Consider the following 16267-nt stretch of genomic DNA (forward strand, 5'->3'; position numbering starts at 1 on the left):
GCTTCAAGCGGTGTTTTTTTATTCTAAAATTAAATTAGTAACTTCTACTACTCTTGTTCTAAATGGAAAGTCTTCTGCTAACATTTCAGGTAAAATATTTTCAAAGAAGTACTGCACACTATACAAGTGATTGAATTTTTTGATACTTTGTAAACTTTCACGGTAAATTTCCATGAAAACTTCTTGTGGATTTCCTTTTTGAATTTCACCAAACGCTTCATATAACAAATCCATCTTATCTGAAATTGATAAAATTTGACCTTCTAACGTCTCATCTTTACCTTCAGATAATCGTCTACGGTAACGTTCTTGTAATTCTTGTGGAATTTCACTTTTAATAAAACTTTCAGTCATTGAATCTTCAACATTCGCAATCAACTCACGCAATTCAGAAGTTGCATATTTAACAGGTGTCTTAATATCGCCAATGAAACGCTCTGTATAATCATGATTTAAGGCTTTTTCATAGAGTACGCGCCAATTAATCGTATGACCTGAAATTTCTTCTAAATCGCCCAGCATTTGCGCCATTTGCGTCACTCTAAAAGAGTGTGTAGAAACAGAGTGTTGTTGGTATTGAAAATACCCCGGTGCTCGATTCAATGTCTCCAAGTTGTTCAATCCTTGTAAGTATGCATGCATTCCCATAAAATATCCTCCTATTTTTTGATAAATTTTTTCTATGTTATCAAACCTGTTCCATAAACTCAACTTTTGCTTAAAAAAAAGCGATGATATCATAAAATATCATCGCTCTTTATTAGGCGTTATCTTTTCTTGATTTCAAAAAGTTAATAACATCTAAGTTATCTTGTAAACGTTTTTTCAAGTTTGTACTATTTACTGGACGACGGTCATTACCTACGCCGACGTGCACGTTTGTTCTTTTGTTGTGTCCCATAATATCTCTCCTTATTTTAATCTTTCTAGTCTATAATATAGAAAATCAGGAATAAAATCAAGTATACCTAATCTTTTAATGAAAATCCACCATGAACTTCCGAGGCATTGTAAACTAAAACAAAAGCCTTAGGATCAATATCTTCTAAAATACTTAATAAAGCAAAGTAATCATTACTCTCAATAACTACCATAATCATGCGGTTTTCATCACCACTGTGACCACCTGTTACATCAAATATAGTCGTTGTCGTTCCATAAGCCAAAATAGCTTTTCTTATTTCATTTTCTTTTTCCGTCGACATAATATAAAGCACTTTTTTTCTATCTAGGCCGGTTTCAATGTAATCAATAACAGCAGAAGAAATTACTAACGCTATAGTGGCAACTACAAAGCTTTCAAATCCTGTAACAAAAATATTGAAGAACGTTACGACTAAATCGATTACTAATAAGGTAATGGGTTCTTTAATTCTAAAATATTTTTTCACAATCATTGGTGGCACTGCTGTTCCACCGCTTGAAGCATTACATCTGTACAATAGGGCTAGCCCAACTCCAAAAATTGCGCCAGAAGCAATTACACTGACAAACGGATCTTTAACTAACATGATTTCTGGTGTCAAAGCTAATCCAATCGGCAACATTAAACTCCCTAGGGCAATATTAATTGTTGTCTTCTTTCCTAGAAACAGATACGACAAGACCAACATCAATAAGTTTAAAACTAAAACCGTCGCGTAAGTAGGAATTGAAAATACCGCATCTAGTAAAACTGAAACTCCACTAACACCACCCAATGCGATTTTGTGAGGTGCTGCGAAAAGATTAATACTGATTGCAATGATTTCAACACCCACAGCAATCAGGAAAAAACGTATTAGTGTTTTTGTTATTTTATTTTGATTCACTTATTACCATCCTTATTCATATACTTATTCATTTCTGTTTTCACGTTCTTTTTCTAACATCTCATACTGACGTTGAGAATTTTGTGCAACACGTTCAGCATCTTGATAATTTTGCTTAGCAACTTTAATACGGTTTTGCAATTCTTCATCACTAAAACCCGTCATTTCTTTTTGAATTTCAAAGGTTTCTTCATATGATTTTCTAACTGCTTCATAACCAACTTTTGTTGCAGCAACAAGGCGATTCCCTAAACTCTTAGGTGTTGGCTCAGCTGCAAATTCTTTAACATTTCGAACTAGCGGATAACTAACACGTTTATTCCACATGGTAATTAGTGGACCCGCAAAGAAAGCAATAATAATTGTTGCAAATCCCACTGGACCGCCTAAATAAAAAGCGCCTGCCATAAACAATAAATCTTGAATAATACGTGCTACCTTATATTTAATATGAAACTTTTTACTCAAAATAGGAGCTACCGCATCATAGGGAGCAACACCAAGTCCTGGGCCCATATACAATGAACTTCCCAAAGTGAACAGCAATAATCCTATAATTGCAGCAGCAATTGAAACAAAAGTTGAAGTTAAAATAAAGAAGTTACTAAATGATTCATAAAAGAATTGAATTTCAAAACCTACTAAAACCATATTCATTATAGTGCCAAACCCGATTTTTTTACGATCAAGCAATACAATAAATATGAATATAATAAAGTTGAAACCAAGTTGAAAGACACCCAAATCTACATTTAATTTAGCAGAAAGACCCGTATTTATTGCTGTGAACGGATCCAATCCAACAGAACCTAATCTCAATATTGCAGCTCCTAAAGACAGCACTGCTATACCTGCAAATGAAACTAGAGATTGTAATACAAATAGCATGATTTTTCTTGTCAGTTTCGGTCGAGAATTATCCAAAATATCAACTTCCTTTTTATTAAATCTATTATTATTTTATCATAAATTGCTTAATATTTCTTTTCGTACTGCAAGATACAAAAAAAGCCATGCTCAACGCATGGCTAGTTAATTATTTTAACAAATTTTTGTACCGAACTTTTCCATATCTTTTTTCAACTGGTCGGCATTAGCGGGTTCAGTGTATTCAACTACTGAAACAGCACCATCTAAAATACCGCTATCATCACGTAAAACTAACGCTGCATTTTTATATTCTAAGACCAGTCCATTACCTAAGAAGGCTTCTTCTTCTTTTGACATAGTCAAATCTAAATCAAAATTATTTTCGATAACATTTTGATAGTCATCATCTGGTTGATTACTAAACACAAACTGAAACTTATTTCCTATGGCGCAAGAACCACCCATTTTTGAAAACTTGCTAGAACCATCATCTAATGCCAAGAAAACGTGTCTCTTATCTGATGGTAATTTATCTTTCAAGAAATCTTTTGCTGTATCCTTAATAACTAATTTCATAATTAGCGCCTCACTTTCACAAATATAAGTTGTGTACAACCTTTACATAAGTAATACTAACGGATTGTGTCCTTAAATACAAGCTTTTTTTGCTTATTTTTATTACTTTTTGTAATTGAACATTGTCGGCATTTTTGTTTTCATGTAAAATGAATGAATAAAATATAGTAAGTAGGTGTACGGAACTTGGAAAGAAAATTATCACATCGTCATATGCAGATGATTGCGCTTGGCGGTACAATTGGGGTAGGTTTATTCATGGGAGCCAAATCAACCATTGGTTGGACTGGACCATCTGTTTTAATCGCTTACGCCATTGCCGGATTATTCTTGTACTTAATTATGAGAGCCTTGGGTGAAATGTTATACGTTGACCCTTCTACAGGTTCATTTTCAAAATTTGCTTCTGAATATATTCATCCTGTATTTGGGTATTTAACCGCTTGGAGTAATATTTTTCAATTTATTGTTGTTGGAATGAGTGAGGTTATTGCCATTGGTGAGTATATGGAGTTTTGGTTCCCGGGATTACCTGTTTGGGTTCCTGGTGTAATCGCTATTGCACTTCTAATGATTGCAAACTTAATCTCCGTTAAAATGTTTGGTGAGTTAGAGTTTTGGTTCTCACTAATTAAGGTTGTCACCATCGTCTTAATGATTATCGTTGGTTTAATCTTTATCTTCTTTGGTCTTGCAGGTCATCCTGCGACAGGATTAAGTAACCTTTGGGCACACGGTGGATTTTTCACTGGTGGATTCAACGGATTTATGTTTGCACTAGCCTTGGTGCTTGCTTCATACCAAGGTATCGAGTTAGTTGGGATTACAGCTGGTGAAGCTGAAGACCCACAACCAACTCTTGTGCGTGCTATCAAATCAACAGTTAGTCGCATTTTAATCTTCTACATTGGGGCTATCTTTGTTATTGTTACAATTTACCCATGGAATGGTTTAAACGAAGTTGGTTCACCATTTGTGGCCACATTCGAAAAAGCAGGTATTACATTTGCAGCAGGGATTATCAACTTTGTTGTTCTAACTGCTGCTTTATCAGGTGCTAACTCTGGTATTTACAGTGCTAGCCGAATGTCATATACGTTAGCTAGTGAAAATCAAATTCCAAAAGTATTTAAAAAGTTGAATAGTCATAATGTTCCTTATATCGGCGTTATCACAATTACATTGGGAATTCTTTTAGGTGTATTTTTAAGTGTTGTCATTCCACTATTATTCCCGGGCACTAACAACATTTTTGAACTAGTTTATAGTTCAAGTGTATTACCAGGGATGGTTCCTTGGGTTGTGATTTTAATCAGTCATTTAAGATTTAGAAAACAACATCCTGAACTACTTAAAGACCATCCATTCAAAATGCCTCTATCACCTTACACTAACTATGTAACTTTGGCATTCTTAGCAATTACATTAGTTTATATGTTCATCAACCCAGCTACACGTGCATCATTGTTGGTTGGGGTTGCGTTCTTAATTATCATGACAATCATCTATTTCATTAGATTCAATGATAAAAAAGCCAACTAAAAAAGACTACTCAAATGAGTAGTCTTTTTTCTATGCTAAAATTTTGTTCATTTTCTTTTGCAGAGCCGACAAATTAAGATAATCTAGTTCTTCAGATGTAACTTCAATAAAATTGGAATTATCAAAAGCTACTAAATCGGCCACAACAAGGCTAATCTGCCATTGTTGATGTGTAAACGTATGAATGACTTTTAAATCATCACTCAACTGCGCATTTTTTATCTCTACTGCATAATTGCTTTTAAAATAATTTTCAAATGACTCAATTTCAGTTAAAGTTTTTTTGACTAAAGGAAACATCAAAAAATTAGCTAAAATACCTGTTTTCGGTCTTTTTTCCATTAAATAACCCTCAGAAGTCTTTATAATAAAACCGTAATAAGGTATCTTTTGTGGCGGCTTTTTTTTAGTCTTAACTGGGTAATTGAGACAAGTACCATCTTGACCACTAGCATCAAACTCATAAACAGGTGATTGTTCAATAAGTGGATTTTTAGCTCGCATGTAGCTTGAACCCAAATCCATAATTGCCTGATTAAAATCTCCAGGTCGATTAGGATCAATTATTTTTTTGACAATATCATAAAAGATTGTTTTCGTTTTAGGTTTAGCGATATCGTCTTCAATTTTGAGCAATCGTGCAAAAACTCGAAATGCATTACCATCAATAGCCGGCTCTACTTCACCAAAAGAAATTGAGGCAATGGCACACGACGTATAAGGGCCAATACCCTTTAACTTTTCAAGCTCCTTAGCTGTTTTAGGCCACTGGCCTTTGTAATCGAAAACAATTTGCTGAGCAGCTGCTTGCATGTTACGTGCTCTAGAATAATACCCTAATCCTTGCCATACAGCCATCAGTTTATCTTCAGGTGCTTGGGCTAAATCAAAAACTGTAGGAAAAGCTTCAATGAACTTTAAATAATAATCAATAACCGTATTCACTTGTGTTTGTTGCAACATAATTTCACTAATAAACACATGATAAGGATTGGTATCTTTTCGCCAAGGTAAGTCGCGTTTGTTTTCATCGTACCAAGTTAATAGCTTTTTTCTAAATCGTTTAATTGTATCATCGGACCATTCAATGTAGCTGATAGCAATCACTCCTTATTAGTTGGTAGTATTTTCAATTAAGCTAGTTTTTAACTGTATGTTAGCACTATAATCTACAGGAATCACGATAATAACTGGACCTTGTATCTCGTTTGCTTGGTTTAAGGCTTCGGCTAGTTCTTGTTGCGAATTGACTTTAATTCCCTCAGCACCAAAAGCCTGAGCATATTTCATATAATCTACAGGTCCAAAATCTACCCCTGAACTTTGATTATACTTGATTTCTTCTTGGAATTTCACCATATCATACGCATTATCTTCCCAAATCAAATGAATAATATTTGACTGTAGTCGAACTGCGGTTTCTAGCTCTTGTCCGGAGAATAAAAATCCGCCATCTCCTGAAACAGAAATAATTTTTTTATCTGGATTCAAAATAGAAGCAGATATTGCCCAGGGCAAAGCGACTCCTAGTGTCTGCATTCCGTTGCTAAATAACAACTGACGCGGTTGATAACTCCTAAAATATCTCGCCATCCAAATATAATGACTCCCCACATCAACTGTTACAATATTACTGTCATCAGCAAATTGCTGCAATGTTTCAACAATCTGAAGCGGATTAAGTAAATCAGGGTTTTTGAATTTAAAATCTGATTCTTCATAATCAAATTGATAGCGCAACTTTTGAATAATCTGATTTGAAGTTGCTTTTATTTTTAAACCTTCTGGTAATAATTGAGCTAGCTTATTAATTGTGTTAGCTAAATCAGTTTTTATAATCAAACTAGGTTGATACTCATTAGTAATCTCTGGATCAACCGTATCAATGTTGATAATTTCTCGATAACCACTTGAATTCCAGTTACGTGCTTCATATTCAACAGGATCATAGCCAATTGTAATCACTAAGTCACTTTGCTTTAATACGGTATCACCTATTTGATTTCTAAATAATCCGACACGACCAAAATAATTATGCTCATATTTGTGTGACAAAATCCCTGCCGCCTGAAAGGTTTCAACAATTGGAATAGAAAAGCGACTAAGTAATTGATGTAAAGCATCGGTTACGCGCTGTTCAGATGAGCGCATTCCCGCTAAAATAACTGGAAAATCCGCATTTTTTATCTTACTGATAACTTTTTTTAATGATGCTGTTGTTGCTTCAGCATTTTCATCTGGCAAGTCAAATCGTTTAATCGCTTCTTTTTCAACTGGTGCCGATAACACATCTTGTGGGATTGAAATAAAACTAGCTCCCGCTTTAGGGGATGTTGCTGCTATATAGGCACTGATAAAAACTTCAGAAATATTATCTGCCATTTCAACTTCATAGCTACTTTTAGTTGCTTCTGATAACAATTCTCGGCTAGGAATACTTTGATGTGTCAATCGTGAGATATCATTTCTTGGCACTTGACCTCCTAATGCAATAACTGGATCACCTTCTGACGTAGCCGTAATTAAACCAGTCGCTAAATTTGATACTCCTGGTCCTGATGTCACTAGCACCACACCTGGCTTTTCAGTTAACCGACCAATGCCGCTGGCCATAAAAGCAGCATTTTGTTCATGACGAGCCACGATTAACTTCGGCTTTTTAGAGTCTGGATAATTTTTTAAGTCATTGAATAATTGATCAATTTTTGCACCCGGAATTCCAAAAATATAATCAATTCCTTGATTAATCATGGTCTGAATTAAAGCATTTGACCCATTTTTTTCTATTTTCATTTAAAATCCTCTTATTTTTTAATGTTGAGTTGTCTACATAATCATAAAACCGGTATGTTGATTTGTCAACATAGAAAAATGTTAGATTCATGTTATAGTTATAGCTGTGCATTAGGCAACTTTAATTGAGGAGATTGATATGGAAGATTTAGGTAATTTATCACAATATGTATCCATACTCGCTAGAAAATATTACAATGATACACATAAACAATGTGCAAAAATAAATCTCAACCCTACAACTGCAAATATTTTATTAATAATTTATCAAAATAAAGATATTAATAAAAATCAAATTGCGAAGGTTTTAGGTCAAGACCGTGCGCTAGTCACTCGAGAGGTGAACAAGCTCATCAAAATTGACTATATTAATAAAAAAGAAAGTACTGGACGTTCACAAAGTCTTGAACTTTCCGACTTAGGTTGTAGCTTAATTCCTAGCATTTTAGAAATCAGAAACAATTGGTGGAAGAAAAACTTATCAATTTTTGATAAAACTGAACAGCAAGCTTTCCTAAAAACAATGCATCATATCATCAATAATTTAGAAGATTAAAAAGAGCCTTTACAAAACGTAGAGGCTCTTTTCTTATGGCGTTATATGATAGTTAATTTTTCTTTTTTTCAAGGGTTGTTCTTGTCTGTAATTATTTGGATAGCTTTCCTTAATAGCTAATAAATCAGCAAAACTAATTTCGATAGGATCTGCCATTACTAACCACCGAACAGACTGATCAAAGGGGGGCGTCGTTAGTGATCCTTGATAGCTATAGTAATTAGATTTTTTAGGAAAAATTGAAGCTAGCTCAAATTGCGCATAATTATTTTCAAAAAGTTCTACAAACTTCGACTGACTATACTTATTAACATTACCTAGTACGGCAACCACCAAAATAGATGTATTATTTTTAAATACAAAATGAACTTCGATATCATAGTAATTGTTTTCAATGCGATGTTCTGAATGTTCATGAAAGTGAAACCGTTCAAGTTGCCATTTAATACCGAAAATATCGAGGTCACCTTGACTCATAAACTGTTGACCCACAATCTGGTCTTTAATCATTATGACTTGATGAAAATTAATTAAAACTAATTGACCTTTCATATTGGTTGAAGATGATTTTTTCAAAGAAATCGGTGATTGACATAAGATATTAGTTGGCTTTTGCCACTGGTCTTGTCGTTGATAATCTAAATGTTTCATAATGGCCTCTTATTTTTTAAATTATTAAGTGACGTAGGGTAAGAATTATCATAAACAAATTTATTCATTTCGCCAACTTTGAACTCTATTCTAGAGTGAAGCGTAATTTAATTCGTCAGTATTTGAATAAATGAGTGCTTTAATTTCTGCTACAATTTCTCGAGGGTTTTTTTGGCTAGTATCAATAATTACATCACAAAATTTAGTGTAAATCGCATCCCTCTTTTCCTTAAGTTCATTAAAGGCTTGTTGACTCAACTTTTTAAAAATAGGACGATTCATATCATCCCCAATTCGGGCCCGAATTTCATCAATCGGTGCATCCAGTTTGATAGTTCTTCCCATTGCCGCTTGAATGACTTTTTGATTGGCTGAGATAGTAGGTGTTCCACCACCTGTTGATAAAATATCATACTCATCAATCGCTTTTTTGAGTAGATCTTGTTCTAATTGTCGAAAAACTTGCTCACCATAAGTATCGAAGTAAGTAGGAATTGTCATTCCTGCTTCTTTTTCAATTAACTCATCTAAATCACAAAATGATTGATTCATACTTTCAGCTAATAATCTGCCAACTGTCGATTTTCCCGTTCCCATAAATCCAATTAAAATAACAGGCATTCTAATTCCTCCTTATAACGATTGTCTCGTTAGTTTTGCTTGCTTGATTTGATTAATTACAGTTGCTTGGTCATCTGATAAAATGGCTTGCTTCAGTTGCTCTAATTCTGCTTGAAAATGATTAATTTGATCAGCTATAATCGCTTTATTTTCTAAAAAAATGGCTTGCCACATCACTTCATCTGCCTGAGCAATTTCAGTTGTTTTTTTAAACCCATTGGCAGCAGTTTCAAGACCCATTGTTTGGTCTTTTAATTCCTTAGTTGCTGTATTGACTAATGTTGTCGCTAAAAGATGTGGTAAATGGCTTGTGATGCCAACTAACTGATCATGTTCCTCAGCAGAAAGGCGTGTAAATCGACTGCAGCTTTCACTTAAAAGTGAAGTCAGTTGTTTGATTTCATCGTCACTGCCATTTTGATTAATCAAAAAGTAAAATGCCTCCTTAAATAAATGGACATGACCATTTTGACTACCAGTTAAATGCGACCCACTCATCGGATGTCCCCCAATAAACCGCAGTTGCTTATTTTTTTGGATAGCTTTTTTTGCAACTGCCATAATCGATAATTTGGTACTGCCAACATCCGTCACAATTGTTTTAGAAGACAATGGTAAGTCCCCCAGCTGTTGTAGTTGTTGTTTGATTATGGAAACAGGTGTTGCCAAAAAAACAAAGTCAGCAGCTTTAACGCCTTGCTCAAAGGCAACAATCTCATCGATTAACCCTTCTTTTAACAGATAATCAGTATTTGTGGCCTTAACGTCTTCGGCTAGTAGCTTAATTGCTTTATTTTTTTGGCGAATAATTCGGGCAATAGAACTACCAATCAGTCCCATGCCGCTTATAAACACTGTTTCCATCCTGACTACCTCATCACTTTCTCTAAATCTTCAAAGAAACTAGGGTATGAAATCCCCACATATTCTGCATCTGCTAATTCTAATGATTGGTTAGCTTTAAGAGCTGCAATCGCTAATGTCATGCCAATTCGATGATCTTTGTGGCTTGATAATTGAGGATTTACAATTGTTAGCTCTGGTTTTCCTTCAATGATAAAACCATCAGGTAATTCAGTGATTGCAATCCCTAATTTTTTAAATTCTGTTACCACTGCTGCAATTCGATCGGTTTCTTTAACACGTAGCTCTTGTGCACCTGTGATTTTGCTAGTCCCATTAGCAAAACTGCAAAGAAGTGCAATAATAGGCAATTCATCAATCATAGCAGGAATATCTGATTCTTTGAGTTCAATGGCGTTTAACTGGCTCGTTTTGACTTGAACATCGGCAACTGGTTCGCCACTTAAATTCCGCTGATTTTTAAAGGTTAACTGAACACCCATTTTTTCAAGTACTTTGAGTAATCCGGTTCTAGTCTTGTTTAAACTAATCGCTTTAAGCGTTAAATCAGAATTGGGCAAAGTCGCTGCTGCGACCATAAAGAATGCAGCAGATGAAATATCACTTGGGATCTCAACGGTTTGTCCCACTAATTGCTTAGGCGGATTAACCGTAATTTTATCCGCCTGAGTTTGGATTGTATCCGGTGCAAAAGTATTTAATAAGCGTTTGGTGTGGTCACGTGTAGGTTGTTTTTCAATAATTTGTGTTTTACCTTGTGCAAAAAGTCCAGCTAAGATGACAGCACTTTTGACTTGAGCACTAGCAACAGGTAAGTCATAAGTGATTGGTTTAATCTGACTAGGTTCAATCGTTAGTGGTAACTTATCAGTTTTTGACTCAATTTTTGCTCCCATTTGTCGCAATGGCTGACAGACTCGATCCAGTGGTCGCTTACTAAGTGAATCATCCCCGAATAAGTCTGTTTGAAAGCGTTGGGCTGCTAAAATCCCCATAATAAGTCGGGTTGTTGTCCCAGAATTTCCCATGTCTAGCGGTTTTTGCGGCTGCTTTAACCCATTTAATCCCACACCTCTAACAGTCACTACATCTATCTGATTATCAATTTCAACACCTAAGTCCTGAAAAGCTTTAAGTGTTGATAAGCAGTCTTTGGATTGTAAAAAATTGTGAATAGTTGTCGTTCCTTCAGCTAAAGCTCCCAACATAATGGCACGATGCGAAATACTTTTGTCACCTGGAACGGTTAGTTCACCCGTTAGCCCAGTCTTTAGGGCTGTTGTTAACTCTTTCATAATCGACTCCTTAAAAATTCAAAACTTCTTTTCGGTAATCAGCGACTTGGCGTTTAAGACGTTCAAGATTGCTACCGTCAAAAGTTTCGGTAATGACTTTAGCTAATTCAATGGCAACCACGCTTTCAATCACAATGGATGCTGGTACGATAGCCGTTGTATCTGAACGTTCAACATTTGCTTTTTTGATTTCTTTGGTTTTAATATCTGCACTTTGAAGGGGTTTGTATAAAGTTGGGATTGGCTTCATAGCAGCTTTAACAATGACTGGCATACCATTTGTCATTCCACCTTCAAAACCACCTAAATGATCAGTTAAGCGACCAAAACCTTTAGTTTCTTGCCAGTCAATTTCATCCATAACTGCACTTCCTGGATTTTTAGATGTCGCAAAGCCGTCGCCAATTTCAACACCCTTCATTGCATTAACTGCCATAACAGCTCCTGCAATTTTGCCATCTAGTTTTTGATCAAAGCTGACGTAACTTCCCATCCCGACAGGCATATTCGTGGCAACGACACGCACCACACCGCCTAAGGTATCTCGATTGCGTTTGGTTCGGTCAATTAACTCGTGAATACTTTCAACTTGTGCTTGGTCTGTCACTCTTAAATCGTTTTGTTTGATTTTGTTTTCGATTTCTTGGACGTCTAGTAAAGCTTTTTGATCAGCAATTTTTGAACCAACTTGCTCAACATAGCCAACAATATCAATATCTAATTGTTTAAGTAATTGCTTACAAATAGCCCCAATTGCCACTCTCATAGCTGTTTCACGAGCTGATGAACGTTCTAGTACATTTCTTAAATCTTGGTGATTGTATTTAATGGCACCGGCTAAATCAGCATGACCTGGTCTTGGACGAGTTAAGTTACGAATTGTATTTTCTGGTGTCGCATCAATTAAGGGATTCATAATATCTTTCCAGTGATTGTGATCGATATTCTTGATAACTAGAGAAATAGGTGAACCGAGTGTTTTCTTATGACGGACACCACCAGTTATTTCAATTTGATCATGTTCAATTTGTTGGCGATTGCCACGGCCATATCCCCCTTGTCTAGCCGCTAAAAGATCATTAATTCCGTCAACATCGATTGTTAATCCTGCTGGTATACCTTCTAAAATCCCAGTTAATTGTGGGCCGTGTGATTCTCCTGCTGTTAAGTAATTCATTATTTATTTCCTCCGATTTTATTGAGTTCTGTTTGGTAATCCTTTGATGCATCCATAATACCTTGATAAATTTTTTTGAAATGAGGTGCTAACTTGTCACTTTGACTATAGCTCGTGATTTTTGTTAAAACTTGTTGCTCTCTTTTAGGATCAAAAACAGGTTTCGCTGTTTGTCGTTTTGCTTCACTAACAGCGGTTACCGCTTCAAATCGCTGTTGTAATAATCCAACAATTTGTTGATCAATTTGATTAATTTTTTCACGTGAAGCACTCAAATTATCAGTTTGGTGTACGGTTTTGTAAGCAAAGTAAATGCCAATAACTGCTAATGTACCAATGATAGCGACAATAATATTGCTTTGTAGGGCAACTTGAATTCCAAATTGTGATAATTTTCCTGTAATAAGTGGCACTGTGAATGAAGCAATACTCCCAAACATAAAGTAAATACCAGTTAAAATACCCTTGTTTTGTGGGAATAGCTGGATTAATAAGTTCAATCCGATCTGCATAACACCACTAGCCGCACTAAAGCCAAATAAGAATGCGGCCATCATTGAAATTGTTGGTTGTGCAACTTGTGTAACGACAATCAAAGACATTAGTGAAATCATACTCATTAAAACTAGTAACTTTGTTGCTGAAAATTCTTTTTTGAGTAAGAAGAAAATACTTAAAACTCCTAAGATTGAGCCGACACTGTATAGTGAAATTAATGTGTGTGAAGTAAGTGCATCGTAATGTAAAATATCTATGGCAAATAAGCTAATCCACTGTGTGAACCAAATCATTATTGCCATGGACGTGTAACTGTAAACGCCTAGTAGAATAGCAATTAATCGTTTTTTATTTACAGAAAATGGTGATTGTTGGGCAACTTCTTCAGCAATCGCTGATTGTTGTTTAGGAAATTTGGTTGTTAAAATTGTGACAAAATTGATGAGAACAATTACGGCTGCAACGATAAATGACCAACCAAACCACATACCATTATTATGTAGACTCGCAACTACTAATGGCAGGATAAATTCACCAATTGAAATAAACGCTTTAAGTAAAATACTAGCAAATTTATTTTTATCGCCGATTTCTAAAAATGTTGGGTAAGTCGCTGAATCAAAGGCTGAATTAGCTACCCCTGCTAAAATCGATAATCCATAAGCAATGGTTACATTGTGATTAAACGGTGAAACGATAAAGAAGGTGAAGTAAGCCAACATCCCTAACATTAAAACTTGTTTGCGACCGATTTTATCAGATAAGTACCCCAAAATAAGGTAAGCACCAAGTCGACCAAGTCCAACTCCTGACAATACATAAGATGCTGTTGCCAAAGGTGTTGCCCAATTAGCTCCAAGCTCTTTAATATTTTGAGCGACAATGATTAAGGCCATTCCATGCACTAAGTAGTTCAAGAATAAACTCGTTTTCAGTTTTCCATGACTCATTTTTAAATCCTCCTAAATAAAAAAGTCGGCTAGATGATAATCATCTAACCGACTTTGGTTTATAGAGAATTAAATTACACATATGAAAACCTGTAATCATAACTAACTATCACTTTATCGAATTAGATGACTTGCTGCATCTAACCGACAAAGAATTATTATAACTCCTATGCTTTAGATGCAAACGCCTTGTTTGAAGCGTTTGCATCAGTAAACCTGGACTAGCAAACGCTTTTGCTAAAGTAATAAAAGTTATAATAATAGTTACGACTATGATTGAGATTATTCATTTTGAAATTCCCTTCCTGTGTTGTTTGTTGTCATTATTAAAACACCTGATCATTAAAAAGTCAAATGTAAAATTAATTTATTTTTAATAAATTTTATCACTTTAACTTTTTATAGTTAAGATATAAAACAGGTATTAATGTCAGAACTAAGCTAATAGTGAAGCCTAAAAGATTGCCTAAATAGCTGTTTTGCATCATTAAATCATAATAAATACCGTAAAAATAATGAATTGGAAATAGTTGTTGAATCATGGTGATTAGCGTAATTAAAGTACCTGATGTCATGAGATGATAAGGCAATGTAAATGCTAGTACGAGTAGTATCAATGGCATACTCATCATTTGAAAAGTTTCCGTTTTGATTTTTTGACCCATAAAAAAGCCAATGACTGTAAAATAAATACCTAAAATATTAAGTAATAAAAATAATAATAGGGTTTGCCAATTAAATGATAAAACTTGAAATCCAAATCCAACAAGTGTAATTAGTGTACTAATCGTCAAATTAGCGATAATTTGAATCATAATTTGATCAACTAAAAATTGGTGAATAGTGTAAGTCGTTATACGATTATACAAACTGTAAAATTTTCTAGTTGAACTAATTTTAGAACCAAATGTTAATAAACTATTGCTAACAATCCCAAGTAACACACACTCACAATAAATCGGAAGTAACGTTTCGTTTATGATTTGTTGGAAATTTGCCTGATTATTGTTTTTATACATCAAAATCATGAAAATATAATAAAATGATGGCACCATTATCGTAAAAAATAAAAATCGTTTATTGCGATAAATCTGCTTAAGCTGAATACTTCTAATCATGTTTAGTTCTCCTTATTGAGCTGACGATACCATTGTTCAATCGTTTGATTATGACTGTGAATCTTGTCTACTGAACTATCTGCATAAATTTCACCATTTTTGAGTAACAAAACACGTGAAAAGTATTTATCTATTTGATTAAAATCATGTGTAACTGTTAGCACACTCCCCGAAACATAATCTAAAGATTGCCAAAACATATCAATTGATTCCAAATCCATTCCAGCAGTTGGTTCATCTAAAATAAGGAGTTTGGAAGGACGAATTAAGCTCAGTAATAAAGATAGCCTTCTTTTTTGTCCACCCGATAAGTTATTAACTTTAGTTTTCATTTGTTTTTCTAAATTAAATTGTTTTAACCACTGAGTGATCTTTTCTTGCGAATAGTTATTCATCATATTTGAAACTAGGGCAATTTGCTCCCAAACCGTGCAAGCAAGTAAAAGATTATCTTCTTGCTTCATTACATTCAAATCCTCTTTTGGATTTAATTTCAATTCAATATCACCAGTATCTGGTTGTTGTTGACTTAAAATCAAATTAATCAAAGTTGATTTCCCTGCACCATTAGATCCTAATAAAGCAATTCGTTCTCGACTGTGAACTGTAAAGTTAATCTTTTTTAATACAGGATACTCATAAGCTTTTGATAAATTATTTACTGATAGAATCTGATTCTTATGGATTGATTTTCCTACTATCAAAAAATCCAAATCACTATTAAACAATTGCGATAATTGAATTAACTTATCTATATCAGGTTCAGATGTCCCCATTTCCCATTTTGAGATTGCTTGTCTTGAAACAAACAGCTTTTCTGCTAACTCACTTTGTGACCAATTATTTTGCCTTCTTAAATTAACGAGTTGCTGACTAAAAACGTTGTTCATCGCTTCTCCTCTTTTCGGTTGTATTGATAAATTTCATTATCCTCTTCGCATTTAA

Annotated in this window: 17 protein-coding genes; 2 read left to right on the top strand and 15 right to left on the bottom strand. The window is 34.5% G+C overall.

From position 1 onward, the window contains the following. Positions 1-18: 18 nt before the first annotated feature. The 5 genes from FC86_RS00685 to FC86_RS00700 form a co-directional block, all read right to left on the bottom strand. A complete protein-coding gene (locus FC86_RS00685; protein WP_056974104.1) occupies positions 19-648 on the bottom strand; it encodes a YfbR-like 5'-deoxynucleotidase in 630 nt (209 codons plus the stop codon). A gap of 112 nt (positions 649-760) precedes the next feature. Next, complete coding sequence (locus FC86_RS06630; protein WP_169790162.1) at positions 761-901, bottom strand: hypothetical protein; 141 nt, start codon at positions 899-901, stop codon at positions 761-763. Between the two features lie 67 nt (positions 902-968). Further along, entirely contained in the window at positions 969-1811 is an 843-nt protein-coding gene (locus FC86_RS00690; protein WP_056974105.1) for a YitT family protein, read from the bottom strand. A 24-nt stretch (positions 1812-1835) separates the two neighbouring features. Further along, a complete protein-coding gene (locus tag FC86_RS00695) occupies positions 1836-2735 on the bottom strand; it encodes a YczE/YyaS/YitT family protein (protein ID WP_236692268.1) in 900 nt (299 codons plus the stop codon). Positions 2736-2852: 117 nt separating this feature from the next. Next, entirely contained in the window at positions 2853-3257 is a 405-nt protein-coding gene (locus tag FC86_RS00700) for an iron-sulfur cluster biosynthesis family protein (RefSeq protein ID WP_056974106.1), read from the bottom strand. Between the two features lie 186 nt (positions 3258-3443). On the opposite strand from FC86_RS00700, the gene FC86_RS00705 reads away from it, so the two are divergent. Further along, positions 3444-4799 carry an amino acid permease gene (locus FC86_RS00705; protein ID WP_056974107.1) on the top strand — a complete coding sequence of 452 codons (1356 nt, stop codon included), beginning with the start codon at positions 3444-3446 and terminating at the stop codon, positions 4797-4799. Between the two features lie 30 nt (positions 4800-4829). Here the strand turns inward: FC86_RS00705 and mutY are convergent, their stop codons facing one another. Continuing rightward, the gene (gene mutY / locus FC86_RS00710) at positions 4830-5903 is read right to left on the bottom strand and encodes an A/G-specific adenine glycosylase (protein WP_420835994.1); all 1074 of its coding nucleotides are present in this window, start codon (positions 5901-5903) and stop codon (positions 4830-4832) included. Between the two features lie 9 nt (positions 5904-5912). Beyond that, on the bottom strand, positions 5913-7592 hold the full coding sequence (gene alsS, locus FC86_RS00715) for an acetolactate synthase AlsS (RefSeq protein ID WP_056974108.1): 1680 nt from the start codon (positions 7590-7592) through the stop codon (positions 5913-5915). Between the two features lie 139 nt (positions 7593-7731). Between alsS and FC86_RS00720 the strand changes: the two genes are divergently transcribed. Beyond that, positions 7732-8148: a MarR family winged helix-turn-helix transcriptional regulator gene (locus FC86_RS00720; protein WP_056974109.1), complete on the top strand. Its 417-nt coding sequence runs from the start codon at positions 7732-7734 to the stop codon at positions 8146-8148. Between the two features lie 33 nt (positions 8149-8181). Here FC86_RS00720 and FC86_RS00725 read toward each other — a convergent pair whose 3' ends face one another. The 8 genes from FC86_RS00725 to FC86_RS00760 all read right to left on the bottom strand — a co-directional run bounded on the left by FC86_RS00725 (position 8182) and on the right by FC86_RS00760 (position 16212). Continuing rightward, positions 8182-8799, bottom strand: a complete 618-nt coding sequence (locus FC86_RS00725) for a carbonic anhydrase family protein (protein WP_056974110.1) — start codon at positions 8797-8799, stop codon at positions 8182-8184. A 90-nt stretch (positions 8800-8889) separates the two neighbouring features. Then, positions 8890-9420, bottom strand: a complete 531-nt coding sequence (locus tag FC86_RS00730; RefSeq protein WP_056974111.1) for a shikimate kinase — start codon at positions 9418-9420, stop codon at positions 8890-8892. A 12-nt stretch (positions 9421-9432) separates the two neighbouring features. Next, the gene (locus tag FC86_RS00735) at positions 9433-10284 is read right to left on the bottom strand and encodes a prephenate dehydrogenase (protein WP_056974112.1); all 852 of its coding nucleotides are present in this window, start codon (positions 10282-10284) and stop codon (positions 9433-9435) included. A 5-nt stretch (positions 10285-10289) separates the two neighbouring features. Further along, on the bottom strand, positions 10290-11579 hold the full coding sequence (gene aroA / locus FC86_RS00740; RefSeq protein ID WP_056974113.1) for a 3-phosphoshikimate 1-carboxyvinyltransferase: 1290 nt from the start codon (positions 11577-11579) through the stop codon (positions 10290-10292). Between the two features lie 10 nt (positions 11580-11589). Continuing rightward, positions 11590-12759: a chorismate synthase gene (gene aroC, locus FC86_RS00745; protein WP_056974114.1), complete on the bottom strand. Its 1170-nt coding sequence runs from the start codon at positions 12757-12759 to the stop codon at positions 11590-11592. Then, a complete protein-coding gene (locus FC86_RS00750) occupies positions 12756-14204 on the bottom strand; it encodes a chorismate mutase (protein ID WP_056974115.1) in 1449 nt (482 codons plus the stop codon). The genes aroC and FC86_RS00750 overlap by 4 nt, the downstream gene beginning before the upstream one ends. Before the next feature lie 386 nt (positions 14205-14590). Next, positions 14591-15322 (bottom strand): hypothetical protein, encoded by a 732-nt coding sequence (locus FC86_RS00755; protein ID WP_056974116.1) that lies wholly within the window; start codon positions 15320-15322, stop codon positions 14591-14593. Between the two features lie 2 nt (positions 15323-15324). After that, positions 15325-16212, bottom strand: coding sequence for an XRE family transcriptional regulator (locus FC86_RS00760; RefSeq protein ID WP_056974117.1), 888 nt, complete (start codon positions 16210-16212; stop codon positions 15325-15327). Positions 16213-16267 lie beyond the last annotated feature (55 nt).

Origin of the sequence: Holzapfeliella floricola DSM 23037 = JCM 16512 (assembly GCF_001436605.1) — a bacterium.
Lineage (GTDB): Bacteria > Bacillota > Bacilli > Lactobacillales > Lactobacillaceae > Holzapfeliella > Holzapfeliella floricola.

Coding starts and splice junctions, on each gene's coding strand:
- FC86_RS00685 (WP_056974104.1), bottom strand. CDS start 648: ATGGGAATGCATGCATACTTACAAGGATTGAACAACTTGGAGACATTG.
- FC86_RS06630 (WP_169790162.1), bottom strand. CDS start 901: ATGGGACACAACAAAAGAACAAACGTGCACGTCGGCGTAGGTAATGAC.
- FC86_RS00700 (WP_056974106.1), bottom strand. CDS start 3,257: ATGAAATTAGTTATTAAGGATACAGCAAAAGATTTCTTGAAAGATAAA.
- alsS (WP_056974108.1), bottom strand. CDS start 7,592: ATGAAAATAGAAAAAAATGGGTCAAATGCTTTAATTCAGACCATGATT.
- FC86_RS00720 (WP_056974109.1), top strand. CDS start 7,732: ATGGAAGATTTAGGTAATTTATCACAATATGTATCCATACTCGCTAGA.
- FC86_RS00725 (WP_056974110.1), bottom strand. CDS start 8,799: ATGAAACATTTAGATTATCAACGACAAGACCAGTGGCAAAAGCCAACT.
- FC86_RS00730 (WP_056974111.1), bottom strand. CDS start 9,420: ATGCCTGTTATTTTAATTGGATTTATGGGAACGGGAAAATCGACAGTT.
- FC86_RS00735 (WP_056974112.1), bottom strand. CDS start 10,284: ATGGAAACAGTGTTTATAAGCGGCATGGGACTGATTGGTAGTTCTATT.
- aroA (WP_056974113.1), bottom strand. CDS start 11,579: ATGAAAGAGTTAACAACAGCCCTAAAGACTGGGCTAACGGGTGAACTA.
- FC86_RS00750 (WP_056974115.1), bottom strand. CDS start 14,204: ATGAGTCATGGAAAACTGAAAACGAGTTTATTCTTGAACTACTTAGTG.
- FC86_RS00755 (WP_056974116.1), bottom strand. CDS start 15,322: ATGATTAGAAGTATTCAGCTTAAGCAGATTTATCGCAATAAACGATTT.
- FC86_RS00760 (WP_056974117.1), bottom strand. CDS start 16,212: ATGAACAACGTTTTTAGTCAGCAACTCGTTAATTTAAGAAGGCAAAAT.